Raw genomic sequence first — 20,099 nt, forward strand, 5'->3', positions numbered from 1 at the left:
TTTAACACCTGTTTATATTTATATCTTATTGATTTTTAGGTGATAAAAATTCATAGGTGGTTTCTCTTGTTCCGGCAGGCAACAAAACGCAGAAGGATACGCTACGCTTTGTAAACCAACCTGCGGCAAGCGTTTTTTACCTCTTCTGCGGACGTCGCCACTAAACACCGGGGAAGCCACTATGACCCTTAGTCATGAAGATGATGTAAAAATGCTGTTGTCCGCGTTTGAGCAACGTCTTGAACAACTTCTGCCTGCGGGAGAGCAGGACGGGCAGGTCTATGCCGCCATGCGTGATGCCACCCTGGTCGCGGGCAAGCGTATGCGCCCTCTGTTGCTGCTGCTGGCGGCGCGGGACATGGGCGATAAAACCGACTTAACGGGCCTTCTCGACCTGGCCTGCGCCATTGAGATGGTCCACGTCGCCTCCCTGATCCTCGATGATATGCCCTGCATGGATAACGCCACGCTTCGACGCGGGCGGCCGACGATTCACTACCAGTATGGTGAACACGTGGCGATCCTGGCGGCGGTGGCGCTGCTCAGCCACGCTTTTTGCGTCATCGCGCGCTCGCCATCGCTGACGCATGAGGTCAAAGCCCGGGCGACAGCCGAGCTTTCATCGTCGGTTGGGCATATGGGGCTGGTGCAGGGCCAGTTTCGCGATCTGAATGAGGGACGTCAGAGCCGAAACGCCGATGAGATCCTCCTGACCAACGAGCTGAAAACCAGCAGTCTGTTCAATGCCACCCTCCAGCTGGCGGCCATTGCTGCCGACGCCCCGCCTTCGGTCAGCGAACGCCTGCGCTTTTTCGCCCGCGATCTTGGCCAGGCTTTCCAGCTGATTGATGACCTGACGGACGGCTCAAACGCCAACGGCAAAGATCCCCATCAGGATAAAGATAAATCGACGCTGGTCGCTGTGCTCGGCGCCGAAAGCGTGTTCCTGCGCCTGCGTGAGCATGTCCGCAGCGCCGATCAGCACATCGCGACCGCCTGTCAGCCGGGAAACACCACCCGGTACTATGTTCACGTCTGGTTTGAAAAACAGCTGATGCTGATCGGCCAGAGCCTGTCGTTATCCCTTCCGGAGTGTCAATGAGCAGCCTGTCGCAACGTAAAAGCGATCATCTTGATATCGTACTGAACAGTACGCCCGGCGCAAAAAAGTGTACCAGCGGCTTTGAAAAATGGCGCTTCGGGCACTGCGCACTGCCTGAACTGCATCTGGATGAAATTGACCTCTCGACCTCGCTGTTCGGCCGCACCCTGAACGCACCGCTGCTGATAAGCTCCATGACCGGCGGCACCCGCCGGGCAAGCCAGATCAACCAGCATCTTGCCACCGCCGCGCAGGCCCTGGGTTTAGCGATGGGGGTTGGTTCCCAACGCGTGGCGCTTGAGAGCGAGGCCAGGCACGGCCTGACGCGGGAACTGCGCGCCTTTGCTCCGGACATCGTGCTGATGGCTAACCTTGGCGCGGCGCAAATTGCCGGGCGACAAGGCCTCGACTATGCCCAACGCGCCGTCGAAACCCTGGCGGCGGATGCGCTGATTATCCACCTCAACCCGCTGCAGGAGGCGTTGCAGCACGGTGGGGATCGCAACTGGTGCGGCGTTATCGACGCCATCCATCGCATCGTGGAGGCGCTGCATGTGCCGGTAGTGGTCAAAGAGGTGGGCAACGGGATTTCGGTGCCGGTGGCCCGCAGGCTGGCTGCGGCAGGCGTGGCAATGCTGGACGTTGCCGGTGCGGGCGGTACCAGCTGGGCGGCAGTCGAAGGTGAACGCGCCGTCACCGCCCACGACCGGGAAGTGGCGATGGCTTTTGCCGACTGGGGCATTCCAACCGCGACGGCGTTGCAGGATCTGCATCAGGCGCTGCCCGACATGCCGCTGGTGGCCTCGGGCGGAATTGCCAATGGCATTGAGGCGGCCAAAGCGATCCGCCTGGGCGCAAGCGTCGTGGGCCAGGCGGCCGGCGTCCTGCACAGCGCGTTAACCTCCAGCGAGGCGGTAATCGACCATTTTCAGGTGATTATCGACCAGCTCCGCGTCGCCTGTTTCTGCACCGGGAGCGCAAACCTGGCGCAGCTGCGTCAGGCCACGCTGGTGGCGCAAATCTGATGGCACCCGCGTGGGACATTATTCTGGCGGGGGGCGGGCTGGCAAACGGGCTGATTGCCTTACGTTTGCAGCAGCTGCGCCCCGTGCTGCGCGTACTGCTCCTCGAGGCCGACAGCTGGCCTGGGGGAAATCACACCTGGTCATTTCATGAGGGCGACCTCACTCCGGAACAGCATCAGTGGCTGGCCCCGCTGGTGGCTCATCGCTGGGAGGGGTACGACGTCCGCTTTCCCCGCCTCAACCGCACTCTTGCCGGGGAGTATCTCAGTATCACCTCCGCGCGTTTTGCCGATGTCCTGGCCGGGATCTGTGGCGAAAACCTGCTCACCCGGACCCATATCACCGGCGTTACCCCGACGTCGGTGACGCTGGCCGACGGCACAACATTGCAGGCCCGGGCGGTCATTGATGGCCGGGGCTACAGGCCGGAAAAACATCTTCATACCGGCAGCCAGTCCTTCCTCGGACAAGAGTGGCGTCTGAGTCAGCCTCACGGCCTGACGCGCCCGATCCTGATGGACGCCACGGTCAACCAGCAGGGCGGGTATCGCTTTGTCTACACGCTGCCGCTTTCCGCCACTGAACTCTTAATCGAGGACACCCACTACGTTGATGCCGCCCGTCTGGATCTGGACGTCGCCCGGCAAAACATCGCCGACTATGCCCGTCAGCAGGGGTGGGTGCTGGAGCGCCTCAACCGTGAAGAGCAGGGCCATCTGCCGATTATGCTGGCGGGGGATTTCCCGGCCTGGTGGCATGCTAAAGATAAGCAGCCGTGCAGCGGCCTGCGCGCCGGGCTGTTTCATGCCACCACCGGCTATTCACTGCCCCATGCGGTGGCGCTGGCGGAGGCCATTGCCGCAAGCGAGGCGATCGACGCGGCGACACTTTTTTCCGTTATCCATCGCTACGCCCTGCGCCAGTGGCGCGAGCAGCGCTTTTTCCGCTCCCTTAACCGCATGCTGTTCCTGGCGGGGGATGCCGACAAGCGCTGGCAGGTGATGCAGCGGTTTTACTCTCTTAACGAGGGGCTGATTGCCCGCTTTTACGCCCGGAACATAACCCTGGCCGACAAAGCGCGGATCCTGGCAGGTAAGCCCCCGGTTCCCGTCGGCGAGGCTATGCTCGCCATACTGAAACTCACTCCCCGGATGCGAGCGTTTCACCATGAATAAAACAGTGATTATTGGCGCCGGTTTTGGCGGATTAGCGCTGGCCATTCGGCTACAGGCGCAGGGCATCAGCACACTCCTGCTGGAGCAGCGGGATAAGCCCGGCGGGCGTGCCTACGTTTATCACGATAACGGCTTCACCTTTGACGCCGGACCGACGGTCATAACCGATCCCAGCGCCATCGAAGAGTTATTCACCCTGGCCGGCAGACGCATGGCGGATTACGTCGAGCTGCTGCCGGTAACGCCTTTCTATCGCCTGTGCTGGGAGACGGGCGGGGTGTTTGATTACGACAACGTTCAGACGCGGCTGGAAGAGCAGATCCGTCGTTTCAATCCGCGCGACGTGGAGGGCTACCGCAAGTTTCATGCCTACTCCCGGGAGGTGTTTAACGAGGGATATCTCAAACTCGGCACGGTGCCGTTCCTCTCATTTCGCGATATGCTCCGCGCCGGGCCGCAGCTTACCCGCCTGCAGGCCTGGCGCAGCGTCTACAGCATGGTCTCCCGTTTTATCGAGAACGAACAGCTGCGCCAGGCGTTTTCCTTCCATTCGCTGCTGGTGGGGGGCAATCCCTTTGCCACCTCGTCGATTTATACCCTGATCCACGCCCTGGAGCGTGAGTGGGGCGTCTGGTTTGCCCGCGGCGGGACCGGGGCGCTGGTGCAGGGGATGGTGAAGCTCTATCAGGATCTGGGCGGCGAACTGCAGCTGAATGCAGAGGTCACCCGGCTGGAGGCGGCAGGGGATCGCATTAGCGCCGTGACGCTAAAAGATGGCCGGACGATCCCGGTCGCGGCGGTGGCTTCCAATGCCGACGTGGTGCATACCTATGAGAAGCTGCTGGGGCACCACCCGACGGGGGCGGCGCGCGCGGCCTCGCTTAAGCGCAAACGCATGAGTAACTCCCTGTTTGTGCTCTATTTTGGCCTGAACAAGCAGCACGATCTGGCTCATCACACGGTCTGTTTCGGGCCGCGCTATAAAGAACTTATCGACGAAATTTTCAATAAAAACGCCCTGGCGGAAGATTTTTCCCTCTACCTGCACGCCCCCTGCGTCACCGATCCCTCCCTGGCGCCGCCGGGCTGCGGTAGCTATTACGTCTTAGCGCCGGTGCCCCATTTAGGCACGGCGGATCTCGACTGGGCCGTTGAGGGGCCGCGCCTGCGCGACCGGATTTTTGACTATCTCGAAGCCCACTACATGCCGGGGCTGCGCAGCCAACTGGTGACCCACCGCATGTTCACCCCATTTGATTTTCGCGACCAGCTGGGCGCCCATCTGGGTTCCGCCTTTTCCGTCGAACCGATCCTGCGCCAGAGCGCCTGGTTCCGGCCGCACAATCGCGACAGCCAGATCCCCAATCTGTACCTGGTGGGGGCCGGTACGCATCCGGGCGCCGGGATCCCCGGGGTGATCGGCTCGGCAAAAGCGACGGCAGGACTGATGCTGGAGGCGCTCTCCCGATGAACACCACCCTGATGGAGCATGCCACCGACACCATCGCCGTGGGCTCGAAAAGTTTTGCCACCGCGGCGAAGCTGTTTGATCCGGCCACCCGTCGCAGCGTGCTGATGCTCTATGCCTGGTGCCGGTACTGCGACGACGTGATTGACGGGCAGGAGCTGGGGTTTAACGCCGCGCCTGTCGACAGGGCCCAGGCAGAAGAGCGCATGGAGATGCTCAAAAACCAGACCCGACGCGCCTGGGAAGGGGGCGAGATGCATGAGCCCGCCTTTGCTGCCTTTCAGGAGGTGGCGCTGGGCCATAACATCCCGCTCCAGCTGGCTTACGATCATCTCGACGGCTTTGCCATGGACGTGCGGGAGACGCATTACGAGACGTTCGACGACACCCTGCAATACTGCTATCGCGTAGCAGGCGTGGTTGGGCTGATGATGGCGAGGGTGATGGGCGTGCGCGACGAAGCGGTACTCGATCGCGCCTGTGATTTAGGCCTGGCGTTTCAGCTGACCAATATCGCCAGGGATATTGTCGAGGATGCCCGGGTTGGCCGCTGTTATCTGCCTGCCCAGTGGCTGGCCGAGGCAGACATCGATCCGCAGTCAATCGCCTCACCACAGATGCGCATGCCGCTTGTGGGAATTGCCCAACGGCTGGTGGCAGAAGCCGAGCCTTACTATGCCTCTGCCCGGCAAGGGCTGGCCGGGCTGCCCCTGCGATCCGCGTGGGCGATTGCCTCGGCGCACGGGGTGTACCGTGAAATTGGCGTGAAGGTAAGCGCGGCGGGTGCCCGTGCCTGGGATACCCGGCAGGGGACCCGCGACGTTGAGAAAGCAGTCTTACTGCTGAAAGGCGCCGGGCTGGCCCTTACTTCTCGTTTTGCGACGCCGACGCCGCGCCCGGCCGGGCTCTGGCAGCGTCCTCGTTAGCCGCACGACGCGCCTTGCGCTGGCGTAACGTCGCCTGCAATTTTTCTACCGGCGGGGCATAGAGAAAGCCAAAGGAGACGCAGTCCTCTTTGCCCCGTACCGCGTGGTGCAGACGGTGCGCCAGATACAGGCGCTTAAGATAGCCCTTGCGCGGGATATAGCGAAACGGCCAGCGCTGATGCACCAGCCCATCATGCACCATGAAATAGATCGCGCCGTAAGCCGTCATCCCGGCACCAATCCACTGCAGCGGCCACAGACCCCAGGTTCCCAGCGCAATCAGCACAATCGCCAGCGCGGCAAACACCACGGCGTAAAGGTCGTTAACCTCAAACCAGCCCGTGCGCGGCTCGTGATGCGATTCATGCCATCTCCAGCCCCAGCCGTGCATGATGTACTTGTGGGCAAAGGCAGCGACTAACTCCATGGCGGCAACGGTTAAAAGCACGATCACTGTGTTGTACAACGCGAGCATTGGGGCTCCTTGGGCTCGGGGAGAATTTTGCTGACAGTTAAGCGTAACACCTAATTGGAGAAAGGGTGGGAAGGCAAGCGGGAAGGGACGTTGGGAATGTTGATGTAGTGGATTTCAGGCAACAAAAAACCCATCAACCTTGAACCAAAACGGCGGGGTTGATGGGCTCCACAAATTGGGGACATCAAAGAAAAGCAGTGGCAATAGTTATGACTGACGTCTGGCAGAAAAGTTCTGCGCATGGCGAAAATTTTTCGCGATTGCGCAAATTTTTTTTATCCCAGCCCTGGCCAGATGATGATGATCAATGTCCCCGCAAGGGTTAACAAGACGTTAGCGATGGCATAGGTGCCCGCATACCCCAGCGCCGGAATGTTGCTTCGCGCGGTATCGCTGATGATCTCCATCGCCGGGGCGCAGGTGCGGGCCCCCATCATCGCGCCAAACAGCATGGCGCGGTTCATACGCAGCACGTACGCGCCAAACAGGAAACAGATCACCACCGGCGCCAGGCTGACGATCAATCCGGCCACCAGCATCTGCCAGCCTACCGCGCCCAGGCTGTGGCTAATGCCGCTGCCCGCGCTTAAGCCAACGCCCGCCATAAACACCATCAGGCCGAACTCTTTCACCATGTTCAGCGCACCCTGGGGGATATAGCCGAAGGTCGGGTGGTTGGCTCGCAGGAAGCCGAGCATGATCCCGGCGAACAGCAGACCTGCCGCGTTGCCGATACCAAAGCTGAAGTTGCTGAACTGGAAGGTGATCATCCCAATCATCAGGCCGACGATAAAGAAGGCGCAGAAGGCGAGCAGATCGGTCACCTGGCTGTGAATGGAGATAAACCCGATGCGGTCGGCAACGGTCTTCACGCGCCGCGTGTCGCCGCTCACCTGCAGCACGTCGCCCTTGTTCAGGACGATGTTGTCATCGATAGGCATCTCAATCTGGCTGCGGATGACCCGGTTAAGGAAGCAGCCGTGGTCGGTCAGTTTAAGCTGCGCCAGACGGCGGCCCACGGCGTTGTGGTTTTTCACCACGATCTCTTCGGTGACGATACGCATGTCGAGCAGGTCGCGGTCGAACACCTCTTTACCGTTACGGAAGCTGGGATCGAGACGGGCGTGGGCATCCGGGTAGCCGACCAGGGCGATGTCATCCCCCATCTGCAGTACCGCGTCGCCGTCCGGGTTTGCCAGAATGCCGTTACGGCGGATACGTTCGATGTAGCAGCCGGTCTGACGATAAATGCCCAGCTCGCGCAGGTTTTTACCGTCCGCCCAGGCCACCAGCTCCGGGCCGACGCGGTAGGCGCGGATCACCGGCAGGTAAACTTTGCGTTTGCTGTCGGTATCCAGACCGCGCTCGCGGGCAATTTGCTGGGCGCTGGTCTGCAGATCCTGGTGCTGCAGTTTAGGAAGATAGCGTGCGCCGACGATCAGGCTCACCAGACCGATCAGATAGGTGAGGGCATAGCCGAGGCTGAGGTGGTCTAATGCCAGCGAGAGCTGGGCGTTATCCAGACCGAGATGGCGCAAGGTATCCCCCGCGCCCACTAGCACCGGCGTGGAGGTCATCGAGCCCGCCAGCATCCCCGCCGTCAGTCCGATATCCCAGCCAAACAGTTTGCCTAACCCTAACGCGATCAGCAGGGCGCTGCCGACCATCACCAGCGCCAGCATCAGGTAATTTTTGCCGTCGCGGAAGAAAATAGAAAAAAAGTTGGGTCCGGCTTCAACACCGACGCAAAAAATAAACAGCATGAAGCCCAAATTAAGCGCATCAGTGTTAATACTGAAATGCTGCTGGCCTAATAATAATGAGACGACTAAAACGCCAATAGAATTACCAAGTTGGATTGATCCCAGTCGTAATTTACCCAGACAGAGGCCCAGCGCCAGCACCACAAATAATAGCAGGATGTAATTCCCGTTTAACAATTCTGCGACGTTTATGTTCACGAAGGATAACTTCTTGTTTACCAGTAAGTGGTTGAAGGGAAAGGTGATTTAGGCTACTGTTTGCCCAGCATTGAGGAGCGGAGTGGCTCCTGGCCGCACACTATAATATATATCTCAAAATAATACCAAACTATTACTTTATTTATAACAGACAGCAACATCTGAGAGCGGTTGCGTCACCACGCGCCGTTCAGGCATGGAATGCCATATAACGCATTTGACTGTATGTCCATCGGACGATAAATGAATTTGCCCGCGAAGCAGGGGGACGATTTGAATATTAAAGGTAATTGGTTTGGGGTGGCCTGCTGTTTTTTGCTTTTTACCGGGGTATGCGTCTGCCTGAAGTTTAACGTCAGAGGGGCATTTATTGCCGCCGGACGTCCCGAGCTGGGATTATTGTTCTTTACCCTGCCGGGGGCTGCCGCCAGTTTTCTTTCCCGTGGCGGAGAGGTCATCAGGCCGCTGGTGGGGGCGATGCTTGCCGCGCCACTCTGTCTGGTGGTGATGCGCCTGCTGTTTATCCCGTCGCGCACGCTGGTGCAGGAGATGGCCTGGCTGTTGAGTGGGATCTTCTGGTGTGCGTTGGGGGCGCTGTTCTTTATGTTTGTGCGCCGGGCAGTAGAGAACCGCCGCGCGCGAGTAAAAACGCCCTCAGAGCGAGGGCGTTAATGTCTTACTGGGCAGCGAACAGGCCCAGGTGCTCTTTAGCGTAGGCTTCAAAATCGGTAAAGCCGCCGATGTGGTTCTGATCGAGGAAGATCTGCGGAACGGTTTCAACCGGCTTACCGACGGTTTTTTCCAGATCGGCCTTGGTGATGCCTTCCGCATGGATATCCACGTAACGGTAGTTAAAGTCTTCACGCTCTGCGGTCAGTTTTTCTGCCAGATCCTTTGCGCGCACGCAGTATGGGCAACCCGGACGTCCGAAAATTACTGCAAACATGTTCTCTCTCCTGAAACGAAGCCTGACGGCGAATGACGCTATATTGCCGATAACTATCGGTAATGAAAAGCAGGTTCTGCCTGTTGCATTGATATCTTCAGGCTATGTTTGGCCAATTACAGGCTTCTGTTCTTTGCCTATACTGGCGATATTGTCAGTCACACCCGTACAGAGAGACCGCATGACGCCCGTAATTGATCTTCTACGTTCCCACCGTTCCATTCGCCATTTTACCGATCAACCCATCAGCGATGCCCAGCGCGAGGCCATTATTGCCGGCGCGCAGGGCACCTCCAGCTCCAGCTTCCTGCAGTGCAGTTCCATCATCCGTATTACCGATCCGGCGATGCGCGAACAGCTGGTGACCCTTACCGGCGGGCAGAAGCACGTAGCCCAGGCGGCGGAGTTCTGGGTGTTCTGCGCCGACTTCAACCGCCATCTGCAAATTTGCCCTGAGGCGCAGCTCGGCCTTGCTGAGCAGCTGCTGCTGGGCGTAGTGGATACCGCCATGCTGGCGCAAAATGCCATGACGGCGGCAGAGTCGCTGGGGCTGGGTGGGGTTTACATCGGCGGCATCCGCAACAGCATTGAGGCGGTGACTGAACTGCTGCAGCTGCCGAAGCACGTTCTGCCGCTGTTTGGCCTGTGCCTGGGCTGGCCTGCGGATAATCCGGACGTCAAACCGCGCCTGCCTGCGGCGATGGTGGTGCATGAAAACCACTACCAGCCGGTGGATCCAGCGGTGCTGGCGGAGTACGACGAAGAGCTGGCGAATTACTACCTCAGCCGTGCCACTAACAACCGCCGTGACACCTGGAGCGACCATATCCGTCGCACCATCATCAAAGAAAATCGTCCGTTTATTCTCGACTATTTGCACAAACAGGGCTGGGCTACGCGATAAGTCCATTCATCCTGCGCCTGCCTGCGTGTATGATACGCAGGCTTTTACCAGGTAATGTCTGAGAGGTGCAGGGTGAAAATTGCCATATTGTCCCGGGATGGAACGCTCTGGTCGTGTAAACGCCTGCGTGAAGCGGCGCAGCAGCGCGGCCATCTGGTGGAAATCCTCGATCCGCTGTCGTGCTATATGAATATCAGCCCGGCGGCATCCTCTATTCACTATAAAGGACGCCAGCTGCCGCACTTCGACGCGGTCATTCCGCGCATTGGCTCGGCGATCACCTTTTACGGTACCGCCTCGCTGCGCCAGTTTGAGCTGCTCGGCAGTTATCCGCTGAATGAATCCGTGGCGATCACCCGGGCGCGCGACAAACTGCGCTCCCTGCAGCTGCTGGCTCGCCAGGGGATCGACCTGCCGATCACCGGCATTGCCCATTCGCCTGACGACACCCACGATCTGATCGAGATGGTCGGCGGCGCGCCGCTGGTGGTCAAGCTGGTTGAGGGCACCCAGGGGATTGGCGTGGTGCTGGCCGAAACCCGCCAGGCGGCAGAGAGCGTGGTGGATGCGTTTCGCGGCCTGAATGCGCACATTCTGGTGCAGGAGTACATTCAGGAGGCGAAAGGGCGCGATATTCGCTGCCTTGTTGTCGGCGATGAAGTGGTCGCAGCCATCGAACGTCAGGCCAAAGAGGGCGATTTTCGCTCAAACCTGCATCGGGGCGGCGTTGCCCGGGTGGCGCAGATCACCGCGCGCGAGCGGGAGATCGCCCTGCTGGCCGCCAGAACGCTGGGGCTCGACGTTGCCGGGGTTGATATTCTGCGCGCCGAGCGCGGGCCGCTGGTGATGGAAGTGAACGCCTCGCCAGGGCTCGAAGGCATTGAGAAAACCACCGGGATTGATATCGCCGGGAAGATGATCGGCTGGATTGAACGCCATGCCACGCCGGAGTTTTGCCTGAAAACGGGCGGATAACTGGCCGCCGCGCATTTATGCCTGGGCCAGGCACTATTTTTTTGAAGGGGTTCCACCGTTATGGATGCACTTGTAGTACCGACACTTGATACGTTACGCCACTGGCTGGATAACATGGGCGTGAGTTTCTTTGAATGCGACACCTGCCAGGCGCTACATCTGCCGCATATGCAAAATTTTGACGGCGTGTTCGATGCCAAGCTCGATCTGATCAACGACGTGATTCTTTTTTCCGCGCTGGCAGAGGTAAAACCCTCGGCGCTGCTGGCCTTAGCATCGGATTTATCCGCCATCAATGCCAGTTCTTTGACGGTGAAGGCATTTCTCGATATTCAGGATGATAATCTGCCGAAACTGGTGGTTTGCCAGTCTTTCTCCGCGTCCGTGGGGCTGACCTTCCCGCAGTTTGCGGCGTTTATCCAGCAGAGCGAAGAGCAGATATCGATGGTGATGCTTGAGGCCAGCGCCCATCATCTGCTGTACAACGCTGAAGAGGGCGCAGAGCAGCCTGATTCCGCGGGCAATTTTCTGCACTAAACCTGTCTGACATTTAGGCAGTCGCTGTCGTGGCGGCTGCATAACACCCTCTTTTCTGCTGGCTTTAACCTTTCTTTAAAGAATTATTCACCGCTATCCCGTCAATTCGGCTTATCACATAGATACTTCTTGCATAAAAAATTGTTAAAAGGCGTTTTTTAATCTGAGCTATAGCTACAGGGACAAGCTACAGTTTATTCTTGCGATGCCGTTAAACGCGAGCAGATACAGCCACCTGAGTAACATCTTCTGCTGCAGGCGGAGTGATAAATCATGCACGTTTCTTGCATAGACTAAGAGTGTTCATTTTTAGTGCGTTTGTTAACGTGCTTTCAGAAGGATTAACGCTATGATCGCTTTAAATAAAAAATGGTTATCGGGTCTGGTTGCGGGCGCGCTGATGGCGGTCTCCGCAGGCACGCTGGCGGCAGAGCAAAAAACGCTGCATATCTACAACTGGTCTGATTATATTGCCCCGGACACGGTGGCAAATTTTGAAAAAGAGACCGGGATTAAAGTCGTCTATGACGTCTTCGATTCTAACGAAGTTCTGGAAGGCAAGCTGATGGCGGGCAGTACCGGCTTTGACCTGGTGGTGCCCTCAGCCAGCTTCCTGGAACGTCAACTCTCTGCCGGCGTGTTCCAGCCGCTGGATAAAAGCAAACTGCCTGGATGGAAAAACCTCGATCCTGAGCTGCTGAAGCTTATCGCTAAACACGATCCGGACAACAAATACGCCATGCCGTATATGTGGGCCACCACCGGCATCGGTTATAACGTCGAGAAAGTAAAACAGGTGCTGGGTGCCGATGCGCCGGTCAACAGCTGGGATCTGGTGCTGAAGCCAGAGAACCTCGAAAAGCTGAAAAGCTGCGGCGTGTCGTTCCTCGATGCCCCGGAAGAGATTTTTGCCACCGTGCTGAACTACCTCGGCAAAGATCCGAACAGCACCAAAGCGGATGATTACACCGGCCCGGCGACCGATCTGCTGCTGAAGCTGCGGCCAAATATCCGTTACTTCCACTCTTCCCAGTACATCAACGATCTGGCGAACGGCGACATCTGCGTCGCTATCGGCTGGGCAGGGGACGTGTGGCAGGCGGCTAACCGCGCGAAAGAAGCGAAAAACGGCGTGAATATCGCTTATTCAATCCCGAAAGAGGGGGCGATGGCCTTCTTTGACGTTTTCGCAATGCCTGCTGATGCGAAAAACAAAGACGAAGCCTACCAGTTCCTGAACTATCTGCTGCGCCCTGAGGTTATCGCCCACATCTCTGACCACGTCTTCTATGCCAACGGCAACAAAGAAGCCACTAAACTGGTCAGCGCCGAAGTGCGTGATAACCCTGGCATCTATCCACCGGCTGACGTGCGCGCCAAGATGTTTACCCTGAGCGTGCAGGAGCCGAAGATCGACCGCGTGCGCACCCGTGCGTGGACCAAAGTGAAAAGCGGTAAATAACCGTTCGTCCCAGGCCGGGCAAGCGTAGCGCCCCCGGCAACAGGCGCACCGTTCTGGTGCGCCTGCACCATTTTGATTGATGCCGGAGAGCACCCCGTGAACGACGCGATCCCCCGCCCGCAGGCGAAAACCCGTAAAGCGCTGACCCCGCTGCTGGAAATCCGTAACCTGACCAAATCTTTCGATGGTCAGAACGCCGTGGATGATGTCAGCCTGACTATCTACAAAGGCGAAATTTTTGCTCTGCTTGGCGCATCTGGCTGCGGGAAATCGACGTTGCTGCGCATGCTCGCAGGGTTCGAACAGCCCAGCGCCGGGCAGATTGTGCTGGACGGCGTTGACCTCTCCCGGGTGCCGCCGTATCAGCGCCCGATCAATATGATGTTCCAGTCTTACGCCCTGTTTCCGCACATGACCGTGGAGCAGAACATCGCCTTTGGCCTGAAGCAGGACAAACTGCCAAAAGCCGAAATTACCGCCCGGGTGGCCGAAATGCTGAGCCTGGTGCACATGCAGGAGTTTGCGAAGCGTAAGCCGCATCAGCTCTCTGGCGGCCAGCGTCAGCGTGTGGCCCTGGCCCGCAGCCTGGCGAAGCGGCCAAAACTGCTGCTGCTCGATGAGCCGATGGGGGCGCTGGATAAAAAACTGCGTGACCGCATGCAGCTGGAAGTGGTGGATATCCTTGAGCGCGTGGGGGTGACCTGCGTGATGGTGACCCACGACCAGGAAGAGGCGATGACCATGGCCGGTCGTATTGCCATCATGAACCGCGGCAAGTTTGTGCAAATTGGCGAGCCGGAAGAGATCTACGAGCACCCGACCACCCGCTACAGCGCCGAATTTATCGGCTCGATGAACGTCTTTGAAGGGCTGTTGAAAACCCGTGAGGAAGATGGGCTGGTGATTGACTCCCCGGGGCTGATCCACCCGCTGAAAGTGGCAGTGGACAACTCGGTGGTGGATAACGTGCCGGTTTACGTGGCGCTGCGTCCGGAAAAAATCACCCTGTGCGATGCTCCGCCCGCCGATGGCTATAACTTTGCCGTGGGTGAGGTGGTGCATATCGCCTATCTCGGCGATCTCTCCATCTACCACGTTCGCCTGAAGAGCGGACAGATGATCAGCGCCCAGCTGCAGAACACGTATCGCTACCGCAAAGGGCTGCCGACCTGGGGTGACGAAGTGCGTCTGTGCTGGGAAGCCGATAGCTGCGTTGTGCTGACGGTATAAGGAAGGGCCATGAATAAACCTGAACCTGCGACCCGCGCTGCGGCGGGCATGGATACCCGCTGGCTGACCCGCCTGCAGATGGCCCACGGCCGCAAGCTGGTTATCGCCTTGCCGTATCTGTGGCTGATCCTGCTGTTCCTGCTGCCGTTTCTGATTGTGTTCAAAATCAGCCTGGCGGAGATGGCGCGGGCGATCCCGCCTTACAGCGACCTGGTGGAGTGGGCGGACAGCCAGCTGTCGATCACCCTCAACCTGGGCAACTTCCTGCAGTTGACCGACGATCAGCTCTACTTTGATGCCTATCTGCAGTCGTTGCAGGTGGCGGCCATCTCGACACTCTGCTGTCTGCTGCTGGCCTATCCGCTGGCGTGGGCGGTGGCGCACAGCAAACCCTCGACGCGTAACATCCTGCTGCTGCTGGTGATTTTACCCTCCTGGACCTCGTTCCTGATCCGCGTCTACGCGTGGATGGGGATCCTGAAAAATAACGGCGTGCTGAATAACGTCCTGATGTGGCTGGGGGTTATCGATCAGCCGCTGACCATCCTGCACACCAATCTGGCGGTCTACATCGGCATTGTGTACGCCTATCTGCCGTTTATGGTACTGCCGATCTACACCGCCCTGACGCGCATCGACTACTCGCTGGTGGAAGCCGCGCTGGATCTCGGCGCCCGTCCGATGAAAACCTTCTTCAGCGTCATTGTGCCGCTGACCAAAGGCGGGATTATCGCCGGGTCGATGCTGGTGTTCATTCCGGCGGTAGGGGAGTTCGTGATCCCGGAACTGCTCGGCGGCCCGGACAGCATCATGATTGGCCGCGTGCTGTGGCAGGAGTTCTTTAACAACCGCGACTGGCCGGTGGCCTCTGCGGTGGCGATTGTGATGCTGCTGCTGCTGATCGTGCCGATCATGTGGTTCCACAAGTATCAGCAGAAACAGATGGGAGGGAACGGATGAACAACTTACCGGTAGTGCGCTCTGGGTGGCGGATCCTGATCCTGGTGCTCGGCTTTACGTTCCTGTATGCCCCGATGCTGATGCTGGTGATCTACTCCTTTAACAGCTCGAAGCTGGTAACGGTGTGGGCGGGCTGGTCTACGCGCTGGTACGGCGAGCTGTTTCACGACCAGGCGATGATGAGCGCCGTGGGGTTAAGTCTGACCATCGCCGCCTGCGCGGCGACGATGGCGGCCATTCTCGGCACCATAGCCGCGGTGGTGATGGTGCGTTTCGGTCGTTTTCGCGGAGCGAATGGCTTTGCCTTTATGATCACCGCGCCGCTGGTGATGCCCGATGTGATCACCGGCCTGTCGCTGCTGCTGCTGTTTGTGGCGATGGGGCACGCCATTGGCTGGCCGTCCGATCGCGGCATGCTCACCATCTGGCTGGCCCACGTCACCTTCTGTACTGCCTATGTGGCGGTGGTGATCTCCTCTCGCCTGCGCGAGCTGGATCACTCCATTGAAGAGGCGGCGATGGATCTCGGGGCCACGCCGCTGAAGGTGTTTTTCATCATCACCCTGCCGATGATCATGCCGGCGGTGATCTCCGGCTGGCTGCTGGCCTTTACCCTGTCGCTGGACGATCTGGTGATCGCCAGCTTCGTCTCCGGGCCGGGGGCAACCACGCTGCCGATGCTGGTCTTCTCCAGCGTGCGCATGGGGGTCAACCCGGAGATCAACGCCCTGGCGACGCTGATTCTGGGCGTGGTCGGGATTATCGGTTTGATCGCCTGGTATCTGATGGCGCGGTCTGAAAAACAGCGTCAGCGCGATATCCAGCGTGCAAGACGTGGCTGAAGCTCCTAAAATCTTCAAAGAAGCGTAATTGAGATGCCGCGTGATCGCGGCATCGTTTCATGGAAGACATCACGTTGGGATTTTTCACTAAAACAAGCCGGTCACATGCCCGTCTGAACGTTCCTGCCCTGGTGCAGGTGGCGGCGCTCGCCATTATCATGATCCGCTGCCTTGATGTATTTATGGTTTTCAATACCCTGGGCGTGCGCGGGCTGAGCGAGTTTATCCACCGCAGCGTGCAGACGTGGAACCTGACCCTCGTCTTTTTCGCCAGCCTGATGCTAGTGTTTGTTGAAATTTACTGCGCCTTTTCGCTGGTGAAAGGGCGTAACTGGGCGCGGATTATCTACCTGCTGACCCAGATCACCGCCACCGGCTACCTGTGGGCCGCCTCGCTCGGTTACGGTTATCCTGAGCTGTTCAGCATTCCCGGCGAGTCCCGAGGCGAGATCTTCCGCACCCTGGTGATGCAAAAACTGCCCGACCTGCTGGTGCTCGGCCTGCTGTTTGTGCCTGCGGCCAGCCGACGGTTTTTCCAGCTGCAATAACGTGTATAATCGCTGCCCCCAGACGTATTAAGGTTTCGTTATGCAGTGCGCACTCTATGACGCCGGTCGCTGCCGCTCCTGTCAGTGGATTGAACAGCCGGTCTCTTCTCAGCTTTCCGCCAAAATGGCCGACCTCCAGACGTTGCTGGCCGGAAAGCCGGTGGCGGAGTGGTGCGCACCGGTCAGCGGGCCGGAGCAGGCGTTTCGCAATAAAGCCAAAATGGTGGTCAGCGGCAGCGTCGAAAAACCGCTGTTCGGCATGCTGCACCGGGACGGCACTCCTGTCGATCTGACCGACTGCCCGCTCTATCCGGCCTCGTTTGCCCCGATTTTTGCCGCCCTGAAACCCTTTATCGCCCGCGCGGGCCTCACGCCGTACAACGTCGAACGCAAGCGCGGCGAGCTGAAATACCTTCTGCTCACCGAAAGCCAGCTTGATGGCGGCATGATGCTGCGCTTTGTTTTGCGCTCAGACGCCAAACTGCCCCAGCTGCGCGCGGCGCTGCCGTGGCTGCAACAGCAGCTGCCCCAGCTGAAGGTGATTACCGCCAACATCCAGCCGGTACATATGGCGATTATGGAGGGCGAGGAGGAGATCTTCTTCACCCACGATCAGGCGCTGGCGGAGCGTTTTAACGACGTGCCGCTGTGGATCCGCCCGAAGAGCTTCTTCCAGACCAACCCGACCGTCGCCAGCCAGCTGTACGCCACCGCGCGCGACTGGGTGCGTCAGTTACCGGTTAATCATATGTGGGATCTGTTCTGCGGCGTCGGCGGTTTTGGCCTGCACTGCGCCACTCCGCAGATGCGGCTTACCGGCATCGAAATCTCCGCTGAGGCGATCGCCTGCGCCACCCAGTCCGCCGCCGGGCTGGGGTTAACGAATTTGCACTTCCAGGCGCTCGATTCCACGCAGTTCGCCACTGGCCAGGGCAGCGTACCGGAGCTGGTGCTGGTGAATCCGCCGCGTCGCGGGATCGGTAAGGCGCTGTGCGACTACCTGAGCCAGATGGCGCCGCAGTTTATTATCTACTCCAGCTGCAACGCCCAGACGATGGCGAAAGACATTGGCGATCTGCCTGGCTACCGGGTTGAACGGGTGCAACTGTTCGATATGTTCCCGCATACAGCCCACTACGAAGTGCTGACGCTGCTGGTTAAGTCCTGAGCACGGGCCGGCGGTTTATTCCCTCTCCCCTATGGGGAGAGGGTTAGGGTGAGGGGCCCCACCCGCACAATCTTAAACAAAATGTGAACGTTTCCCGCCCCGGAAATCAGGTAAGCTTTAACTGTTAAGATTTTATAAGGCTGACCGATGAAGCAGATCCTGCTGGTAGAAGATGACGGCGATATCGCCGCGTTGCTGCGTCTCAATTTAGAAGACGAAGGTTACGTGATTACCCACGAGGCGGACGGGGGCAGGGCGCAGCACCTGCTCGGACAATCCCACTGGGATGCGGTGATCCTCGATCTGATGCTGCCCAACGTTGACGGACTGACCCTCTGCCGGGCGATCCGCGCCCGGGACCACTACCTGCCGGTGATTATCATCAGCGCCCGCAGCAGCGAAACCGAGCGTATTCTGGGTCTCGAAACCGGGGCCGATGACTATCTGGCTAAACCCTTCTCGGTGCAGGAGCTGGTGGCGCGCATCCGGGCGCTGTTCCGCCGTCAGCAGGCCATGGGGCAGCAAACTTCCGGACTTATCAACGCGCACGGCCTGACCATCGACCCGCTGGCCCGCAGCGTGCAGCAGCACGGCCAGGTGGTTGACCTGACGCCGCGCGAGTTCGATCTGCTCTACTTTTTTGCCCGCCATCCCGGGGAGGTCTTCTCCCGTCTGGCCCTGCTCGAACAGGTGTGGGGTTATCAGCACGAAGGCTACGAGCATACCGTTAACACCCACATCAATCGCCTGCGGGTAAAAATTGAAAAAGACGCCGCCGAGCCGGAGATCATCCGCACCGTCTGGGGCAAAGGCTATCTCTTTGCGGAACGCCCGCTATGATCCGCCGTCTCACCCTGCTGTTTATCCTGTTACTGATGGGCTGTGCGGCGGTGGCCTGCGCCGTGCAGCTCTGGACCAGCATGCAGTACGGCAACGCCATGGTGCAGCGCCTCTCCGGCGGGCTGGCGCAGCACATCGCCCAGCGGGAAACCCTGCTGGACGCCAACGGCCAGGTCGATCGCACCCGGCTTAAGCCGCTGTTTGACCGCCTGATGACGTATAACCCCAGCGTTGAGCTGTACGTCCTCTCCCCGGACGGACAGATCCTCGCCGATGCCGCGCCGCCGGGGCATATCAAACGCCAGCACCTCTCCGTCGCCCCGGTACAACAGTTTCTGAGCGGCGGGATGATGCCGGTCTACGGGGACGATCCGCGTAGCCTGACCGGAGAGAAGGTCTTCAGCGCCGTGCCGCTGCATCAGGACGGCGTCCTGCGCGGCTATCTGTACATCGTTTTGCAGGGGGAAGAGCTGAACGCCCTGGCGGAGCAGGCGTGGCAGAAAACGCTCTGGAGCACGGTGCTCTGGTCGCTGCTGCTGGTGGCGATCTTTGGCGCGCTGGCGGGCGGCCTGGTCTGGTACTGGGTCACCCGGCCTGTGAAGCAGCTAACCGACGAGGTGAGTGGCCTGGATCGCGAAAGCATGCACGTCATCAAGCAGCTCGCCACCCAGCCTCTGCAGGCCGCCCCGTCTGATGAGGTGGCTCTGCTGCGCAATACCTTTATCGAGCTGGCGCAGCAGATTGCCAGCCAGTGGGATCAGCTGGCCGACAGCGACCGGCAGCGCCGGGAGTTTATCGCCAACATCTCCCACGATCTGCGCACGCCCCTGACCGCGCTGCTGGGGTATCTGGAAACGCTGTCGCTGAAATCCGGCACGCTTTCGGCGCAGGAGACGCAGCACTATCTCTCTATTGCCCTGCGTCAGGGGCATAAGGTTCGCCATCTGTCGCAGCAGCTGTTTGAGCTGGCGCGCCTGGAGCACGGCAGCATTAAGCCCCAGCGCGAGCGCTTTGCCATCGGGGAGCTCATCTCCGACGTGGCGCAAAAGTTTGATCTGGCGGTGGAGACGCGCCAGCTTCGGCTGCATATCGACGTGCCGCGCCAGCTGCCGATGATCAACGCCGATCTGTCGATGATCGAGCGGGTGGTCACCAATCTGCTGGATAACGCGATTCGCCATACGCCGCCGGGGGGCGAGATTGGGCTTAAGGTGTGGCTGGAGGGGGAACAGCTCCAGTTTGAGGTCAACGACAGCGGACCGGGGGTGGATGAACATCTGCGCGATGGGCTCTTTATGCGGCCGTCAGCGCTCAGCCAGCAGGCGTCGCGGGATAATCGCGGCGGGCTGGGTTTGTTGATTGTCAAAAGAATGCTGGAGCTGCACGGCGGGGGGATCAGGCTGATGGAGGCGGCGAAAGGGGCGCGTTTTCGTTTCTATGTGCCGTTATAAAAACGCCGGGTGGCGCTAACGCTTACCCGGCCTACAAAACCACAAACCGCACCATCGTAGGCCCGGTAAGGCGAAGCCGCCACCGGGCATCAGACCGCACCATT

The 20,099-nt window shown here is 59.3% G+C and carries 20 protein-coding genes; 17 read left to right on the forward strand and 3 right to left on the reverse strand.

The window, feature by feature from the left end:
• Positions 1–181: 181 nt before the first annotated feature.
• The 5 genes from NB069_RS06820 to crtB are packed head-to-tail and all read left to right on the forward strand — an operon-like array spanning position 182 to position 5,696.
• Complete coding sequence (locus tag NB069_RS06820; protein ID WP_250588666.1) at positions 182–1,102, forward strand: polyprenyl synthetase family protein; 921 nt, start codon at positions 182–184, stop codon at positions 1,100–1,102.
• Positions 1,099–2,127 carry a type 2 isopentenyl-diphosphate Delta-isomerase gene (fni, locus tag NB069_RS06825; protein ID WP_250588667.1) on the forward strand — a complete coding sequence of 343 codons (1,029 nt, stop codon included), beginning with the start codon at positions 1,099–1,101 and terminating at the stop codon, positions 2,125–2,127. The genes NB069_RS06820 and fni overlap by 4 nt, the downstream gene beginning before the upstream one ends.
• On the forward strand, positions 2,127–3,302 hold the full coding sequence (crtY, locus tag NB069_RS06830) for a lycopene beta-cyclase CrtY (protein WP_250588668.1): 1,176 nt from the start codon (positions 2,127–2,129) through the stop codon (positions 3,300–3,302). Before fni ends, crtY begins: the two co-directional genes overlap by 1 nt.
• Positions 3,295–4,773, forward strand: a complete 1,479-nt coding sequence (locus NB069_RS06835) for a phytoene desaturase (RefSeq protein ID WP_250588669.1) — start codon at positions 3,295–3,297, stop codon at positions 4,771–4,773. The genes crtY and NB069_RS06835 overlap by 8 nt, the downstream gene beginning before the upstream one ends.
• On the forward strand, positions 4,770–5,696 hold the full coding sequence (crtB, locus tag NB069_RS06840) for a 15-cis-phytoene synthase CrtB (RefSeq protein ID WP_250588670.1): 927 nt from the start codon (positions 4,770–4,772) through the stop codon (positions 5,694–5,696). The genes NB069_RS06835 and crtB overlap by 4 nt, the downstream gene beginning before the upstream one ends.
• On the opposite strand, the gene NB069_RS06845 is transcribed toward crtB, so the two are convergent.
• Together NB069_RS06845 and NB069_RS06850 are read right to left on the reverse strand one after the other, a co-directional pair.
• The gene (locus NB069_RS06845; protein WP_250588671.1) at positions 5,635–6,171 is read right to left on the reverse strand and encodes a sterol desaturase family protein; all 537 of its coding nucleotides are present in this window, start codon (positions 6,169–6,171) and stop codon (positions 5,635–5,637) included. The two genes, crtB and NB069_RS06845, sit on opposite strands and share 62 nt — an antisense overlap.
• 275 nt (positions 6,172–6,446) lie before the next feature.
• A complete protein-coding gene (locus NB069_RS06850) occupies positions 6,447–8,132 on the reverse strand; it encodes an aspartate:alanine antiporter (protein WP_250588672.1) in 1,686 nt (561 codons plus the stop codon).
• 273 nt (positions 8,133–8,405) lie between these two features.
• Between NB069_RS06850 and NB069_RS06855 the strand changes: the two genes are divergently transcribed.
• The gene (locus NB069_RS06855) at positions 8,406–8,804 is read left to right on the forward strand and encodes an inner membrane protein YbjM (protein ID WP_250588673.1); all 399 of its coding nucleotides are present in this window, start codon (positions 8,406–8,408) and stop codon (positions 8,802–8,804) included.
• 4 nt (positions 8,805–8,808) lie between these two features.
• On the opposite strand, the gene NB069_RS06860 is transcribed toward NB069_RS06855, so the two are convergent.
• The gene (locus NB069_RS06860; protein ID WP_138369484.1) at positions 8,809–9,078 is read right to left on the reverse strand and encodes a GrxA family glutaredoxin; all 270 of its coding nucleotides are present in this window, start codon (positions 9,076–9,078) and stop codon (positions 8,809–8,811) included.
• Between the two features lie 181 nt (positions 9,079–9,259).
• Here NB069_RS06860 and nfsA point away from each other — a divergent pair, with 181 nt between their 5' ends.
• The 11 genes from nfsA to NB069_RS06915 all read left to right on the forward strand — a co-directional run bounded on the left by nfsA (position 9,260) and on the right by NB069_RS06915 (position 19,995).
• Positions 9,260–9,982, forward strand: coding sequence for an oxygen-insensitive NADPH nitroreductase (gene nfsA, locus NB069_RS06865; protein WP_250588674.1), 723 nt, complete (start codon positions 9,260–9,262; stop codon positions 9,980–9,982).
• Positions 9,983–10,054: 72 nt separating this feature from the next.
• A complete protein-coding gene (gene rimK / locus NB069_RS06870) occupies positions 10,055–10,957 on the forward strand; it encodes a 30S ribosomal protein S6--L-glutamate ligase (RefSeq protein ID WP_250588675.1) in 903 nt (300 codons plus the stop codon).
• 60 nt (positions 10,958–11,017) lie between these two features.
• Complete coding sequence (locus NB069_RS06875; protein WP_250588676.1) at positions 11,018–11,494, forward strand: YbjN domain-containing protein; 477 nt, start codon at positions 11,018–11,020, stop codon at positions 11,492–11,494.
• 349 nt (positions 11,495–11,843) lie between these two features.
• Positions 11,844–12,956 (forward strand): spermidine/putrescine ABC transporter substrate-binding protein PotF, encoded by a 1,113-nt coding sequence (gene potF, locus NB069_RS06880; RefSeq protein WP_250588677.1) that lies wholly within the window; start codon positions 11,844–11,846, stop codon positions 12,954–12,956.
• A gap of 96 nt (positions 12,957–13,052) precedes the next feature.
• Positions 13,053–14,186: a putrescine ABC transporter ATP-binding subunit PotG gene (gene potG, locus NB069_RS06885; RefSeq protein WP_250588678.1), complete on the forward strand. Its 1,134-nt coding sequence runs from the start codon at positions 13,053–13,055 to the stop codon at positions 14,184–14,186.
• Between the two features lie 9 nt (positions 14,187–14,195).
• Positions 14,196–15,146 carry a putrescine ABC transporter permease PotH gene (gene potH, locus NB069_RS06890; protein WP_250588679.1) on the forward strand — a complete coding sequence of 317 codons (951 nt, stop codon included), beginning with the start codon at positions 14,196–14,198 and terminating at the stop codon, positions 15,144–15,146.
• Positions 15,143–15,988 carry a putrescine ABC transporter permease PotI gene (gene potI, locus NB069_RS06895; RefSeq protein WP_250588680.1) on the forward strand — a complete coding sequence of 282 codons (846 nt, stop codon included), beginning with the start codon at positions 15,143–15,145 and terminating at the stop codon, positions 15,986–15,988. The genes potH and potI overlap by 4 nt, the downstream gene beginning before the upstream one ends.
• A gap of 59 nt (positions 15,989–16,047) precedes the next feature.
• A complete protein-coding gene (locus NB069_RS06900; protein ID WP_250588681.1) occupies positions 16,048–16,536 on the forward strand; it encodes a YbjO family protein in 489 nt (162 codons plus the stop codon).
• 40 nt (positions 16,537–16,576) lie between these two features.
• Positions 16,577–17,704, forward strand: coding sequence for a 23S rRNA (uracil(747)-C(5))-methyltransferase RlmC (gene rlmC / locus NB069_RS06905; protein WP_250588682.1), 1,128 nt, complete (start codon positions 16,577–16,579; stop codon positions 17,702–17,704).
• Positions 17,705–17,851: 147 nt separating this feature from the next.
• A complete protein-coding gene (locus tag NB069_RS06910) occupies positions 17,852–18,544 on the forward strand; it encodes a response regulator transcription factor (RefSeq protein ID WP_250588683.1) in 693 nt (230 codons plus the stop codon).
• Complete coding sequence (locus tag NB069_RS06915; protein ID WP_250588684.1) at positions 18,541–19,995, forward strand: sensor histidine kinase; 1,455 nt, start codon at positions 18,541–18,543, stop codon at positions 19,993–19,995. The genes NB069_RS06910 and NB069_RS06915 overlap by 4 nt, the downstream gene beginning before the upstream one ends.
• Positions 19,996–20,099: the final 104 nt, after the last annotated feature.

It is taken from the genome of Leclercia adecarboxylata, assembly GCF_023639785.1.
Taxonomy (GTDB): domain Bacteria; phylum Pseudomonadota; class Gammaproteobacteria; order Enterobacterales; family Enterobacteriaceae; genus Enterobacter; species Enterobacter adecarboxylatus_D.

Bases quoted from the DNA above. Each gene is read 5' to 3' on its own strand.
- NB069_RS06820 (WP_250588666.1), top strand. From the start codon at position 182: ATGACCCTTAGTCATGAAGATGATGTAAAAATGCTGTTGTCCGCGTTT.
- fni (WP_250588667.1), top strand. From the start codon at position 1,099: ATGAGCAGCCTGTCGCAACGTAAAAGCGATCATCTTGATATCGTACTG.
- crtY (WP_250588668.1), top strand. From the start codon at position 2,127: ATGGCACCCGCGTGGGACATTATTCTGGCGGGGGGCGGGCTGGCAAAC.
- NB069_RS06835 (WP_250588669.1), top strand. From the start codon at position 3,295: ATGAATAAAACAGTGATTATTGGCGCCGGTTTTGGCGGATTAGCGCTG.
- crtB (WP_250588670.1), top strand. From the start codon at position 4,770: ATGAACACCACCCTGATGGAGCATGCCACCGACACCATCGCCGTGGGC.
- NB069_RS06845 (WP_250588671.1), bottom strand. From the start codon at position 6,171: ATGCTCGCGTTGTACAACACAGTGATCGTGCTTTTAACCGTTGCCGCC.
- NB069_RS06860 (WP_138369484.1), bottom strand. From the start codon at position 9,078: ATGTTTGCAGTAATTTTCGGACGTCCGGGTTGCCCATACTGCGTGCGC.
- nfsA (WP_250588674.1), top strand. From the start codon at position 9,260: ATGACGCCCGTAATTGATCTTCTACGTTCCCACCGTTCCATTCGCCAT.
- NB069_RS06875 (WP_250588676.1), top strand. From the start codon at position 11,018: ATGGATGCACTTGTAGTACCGACACTTGATACGTTACGCCACTGGCTG.
- potF (WP_250588677.1), top strand. From the start codon at position 11,844: ATGATCGCTTTAAATAAAAAATGGTTATCGGGTCTGGTTGCGGGCGCG.
- potH (WP_250588679.1), top strand. From the start codon at position 14,196: ATGAATAAACCTGAACCTGCGACCCGCGCTGCGGCGGGCATGGATACC.
- potI (WP_250588680.1), top strand. From the start codon at position 15,143: ATGAACAACTTACCGGTAGTGCGCTCTGGGTGGCGGATCCTGATCCTG.
- NB069_RS06900 (WP_250588681.1), top strand. From the start codon at position 16,048: ATGGAAGACATCACGTTGGGATTTTTCACTAAAACAAGCCGGTCACAT.
- rlmC (WP_250588682.1), top strand. From the start codon at position 16,577: ATGCAGTGCGCACTCTATGACGCCGGTCGCTGCCGCTCCTGTCAGTGG.
- NB069_RS06910 (WP_250588683.1), top strand. From the start codon at position 17,852: ATGAAGCAGATCCTGCTGGTAGAAGATGACGGCGATATCGCCGCGTTG.
- NB069_RS06915 (WP_250588684.1), top strand. From the start codon at position 18,541: ATGATCCGCCGTCTCACCCTGCTGTTTATCCTGTTACTGATGGGCTGT.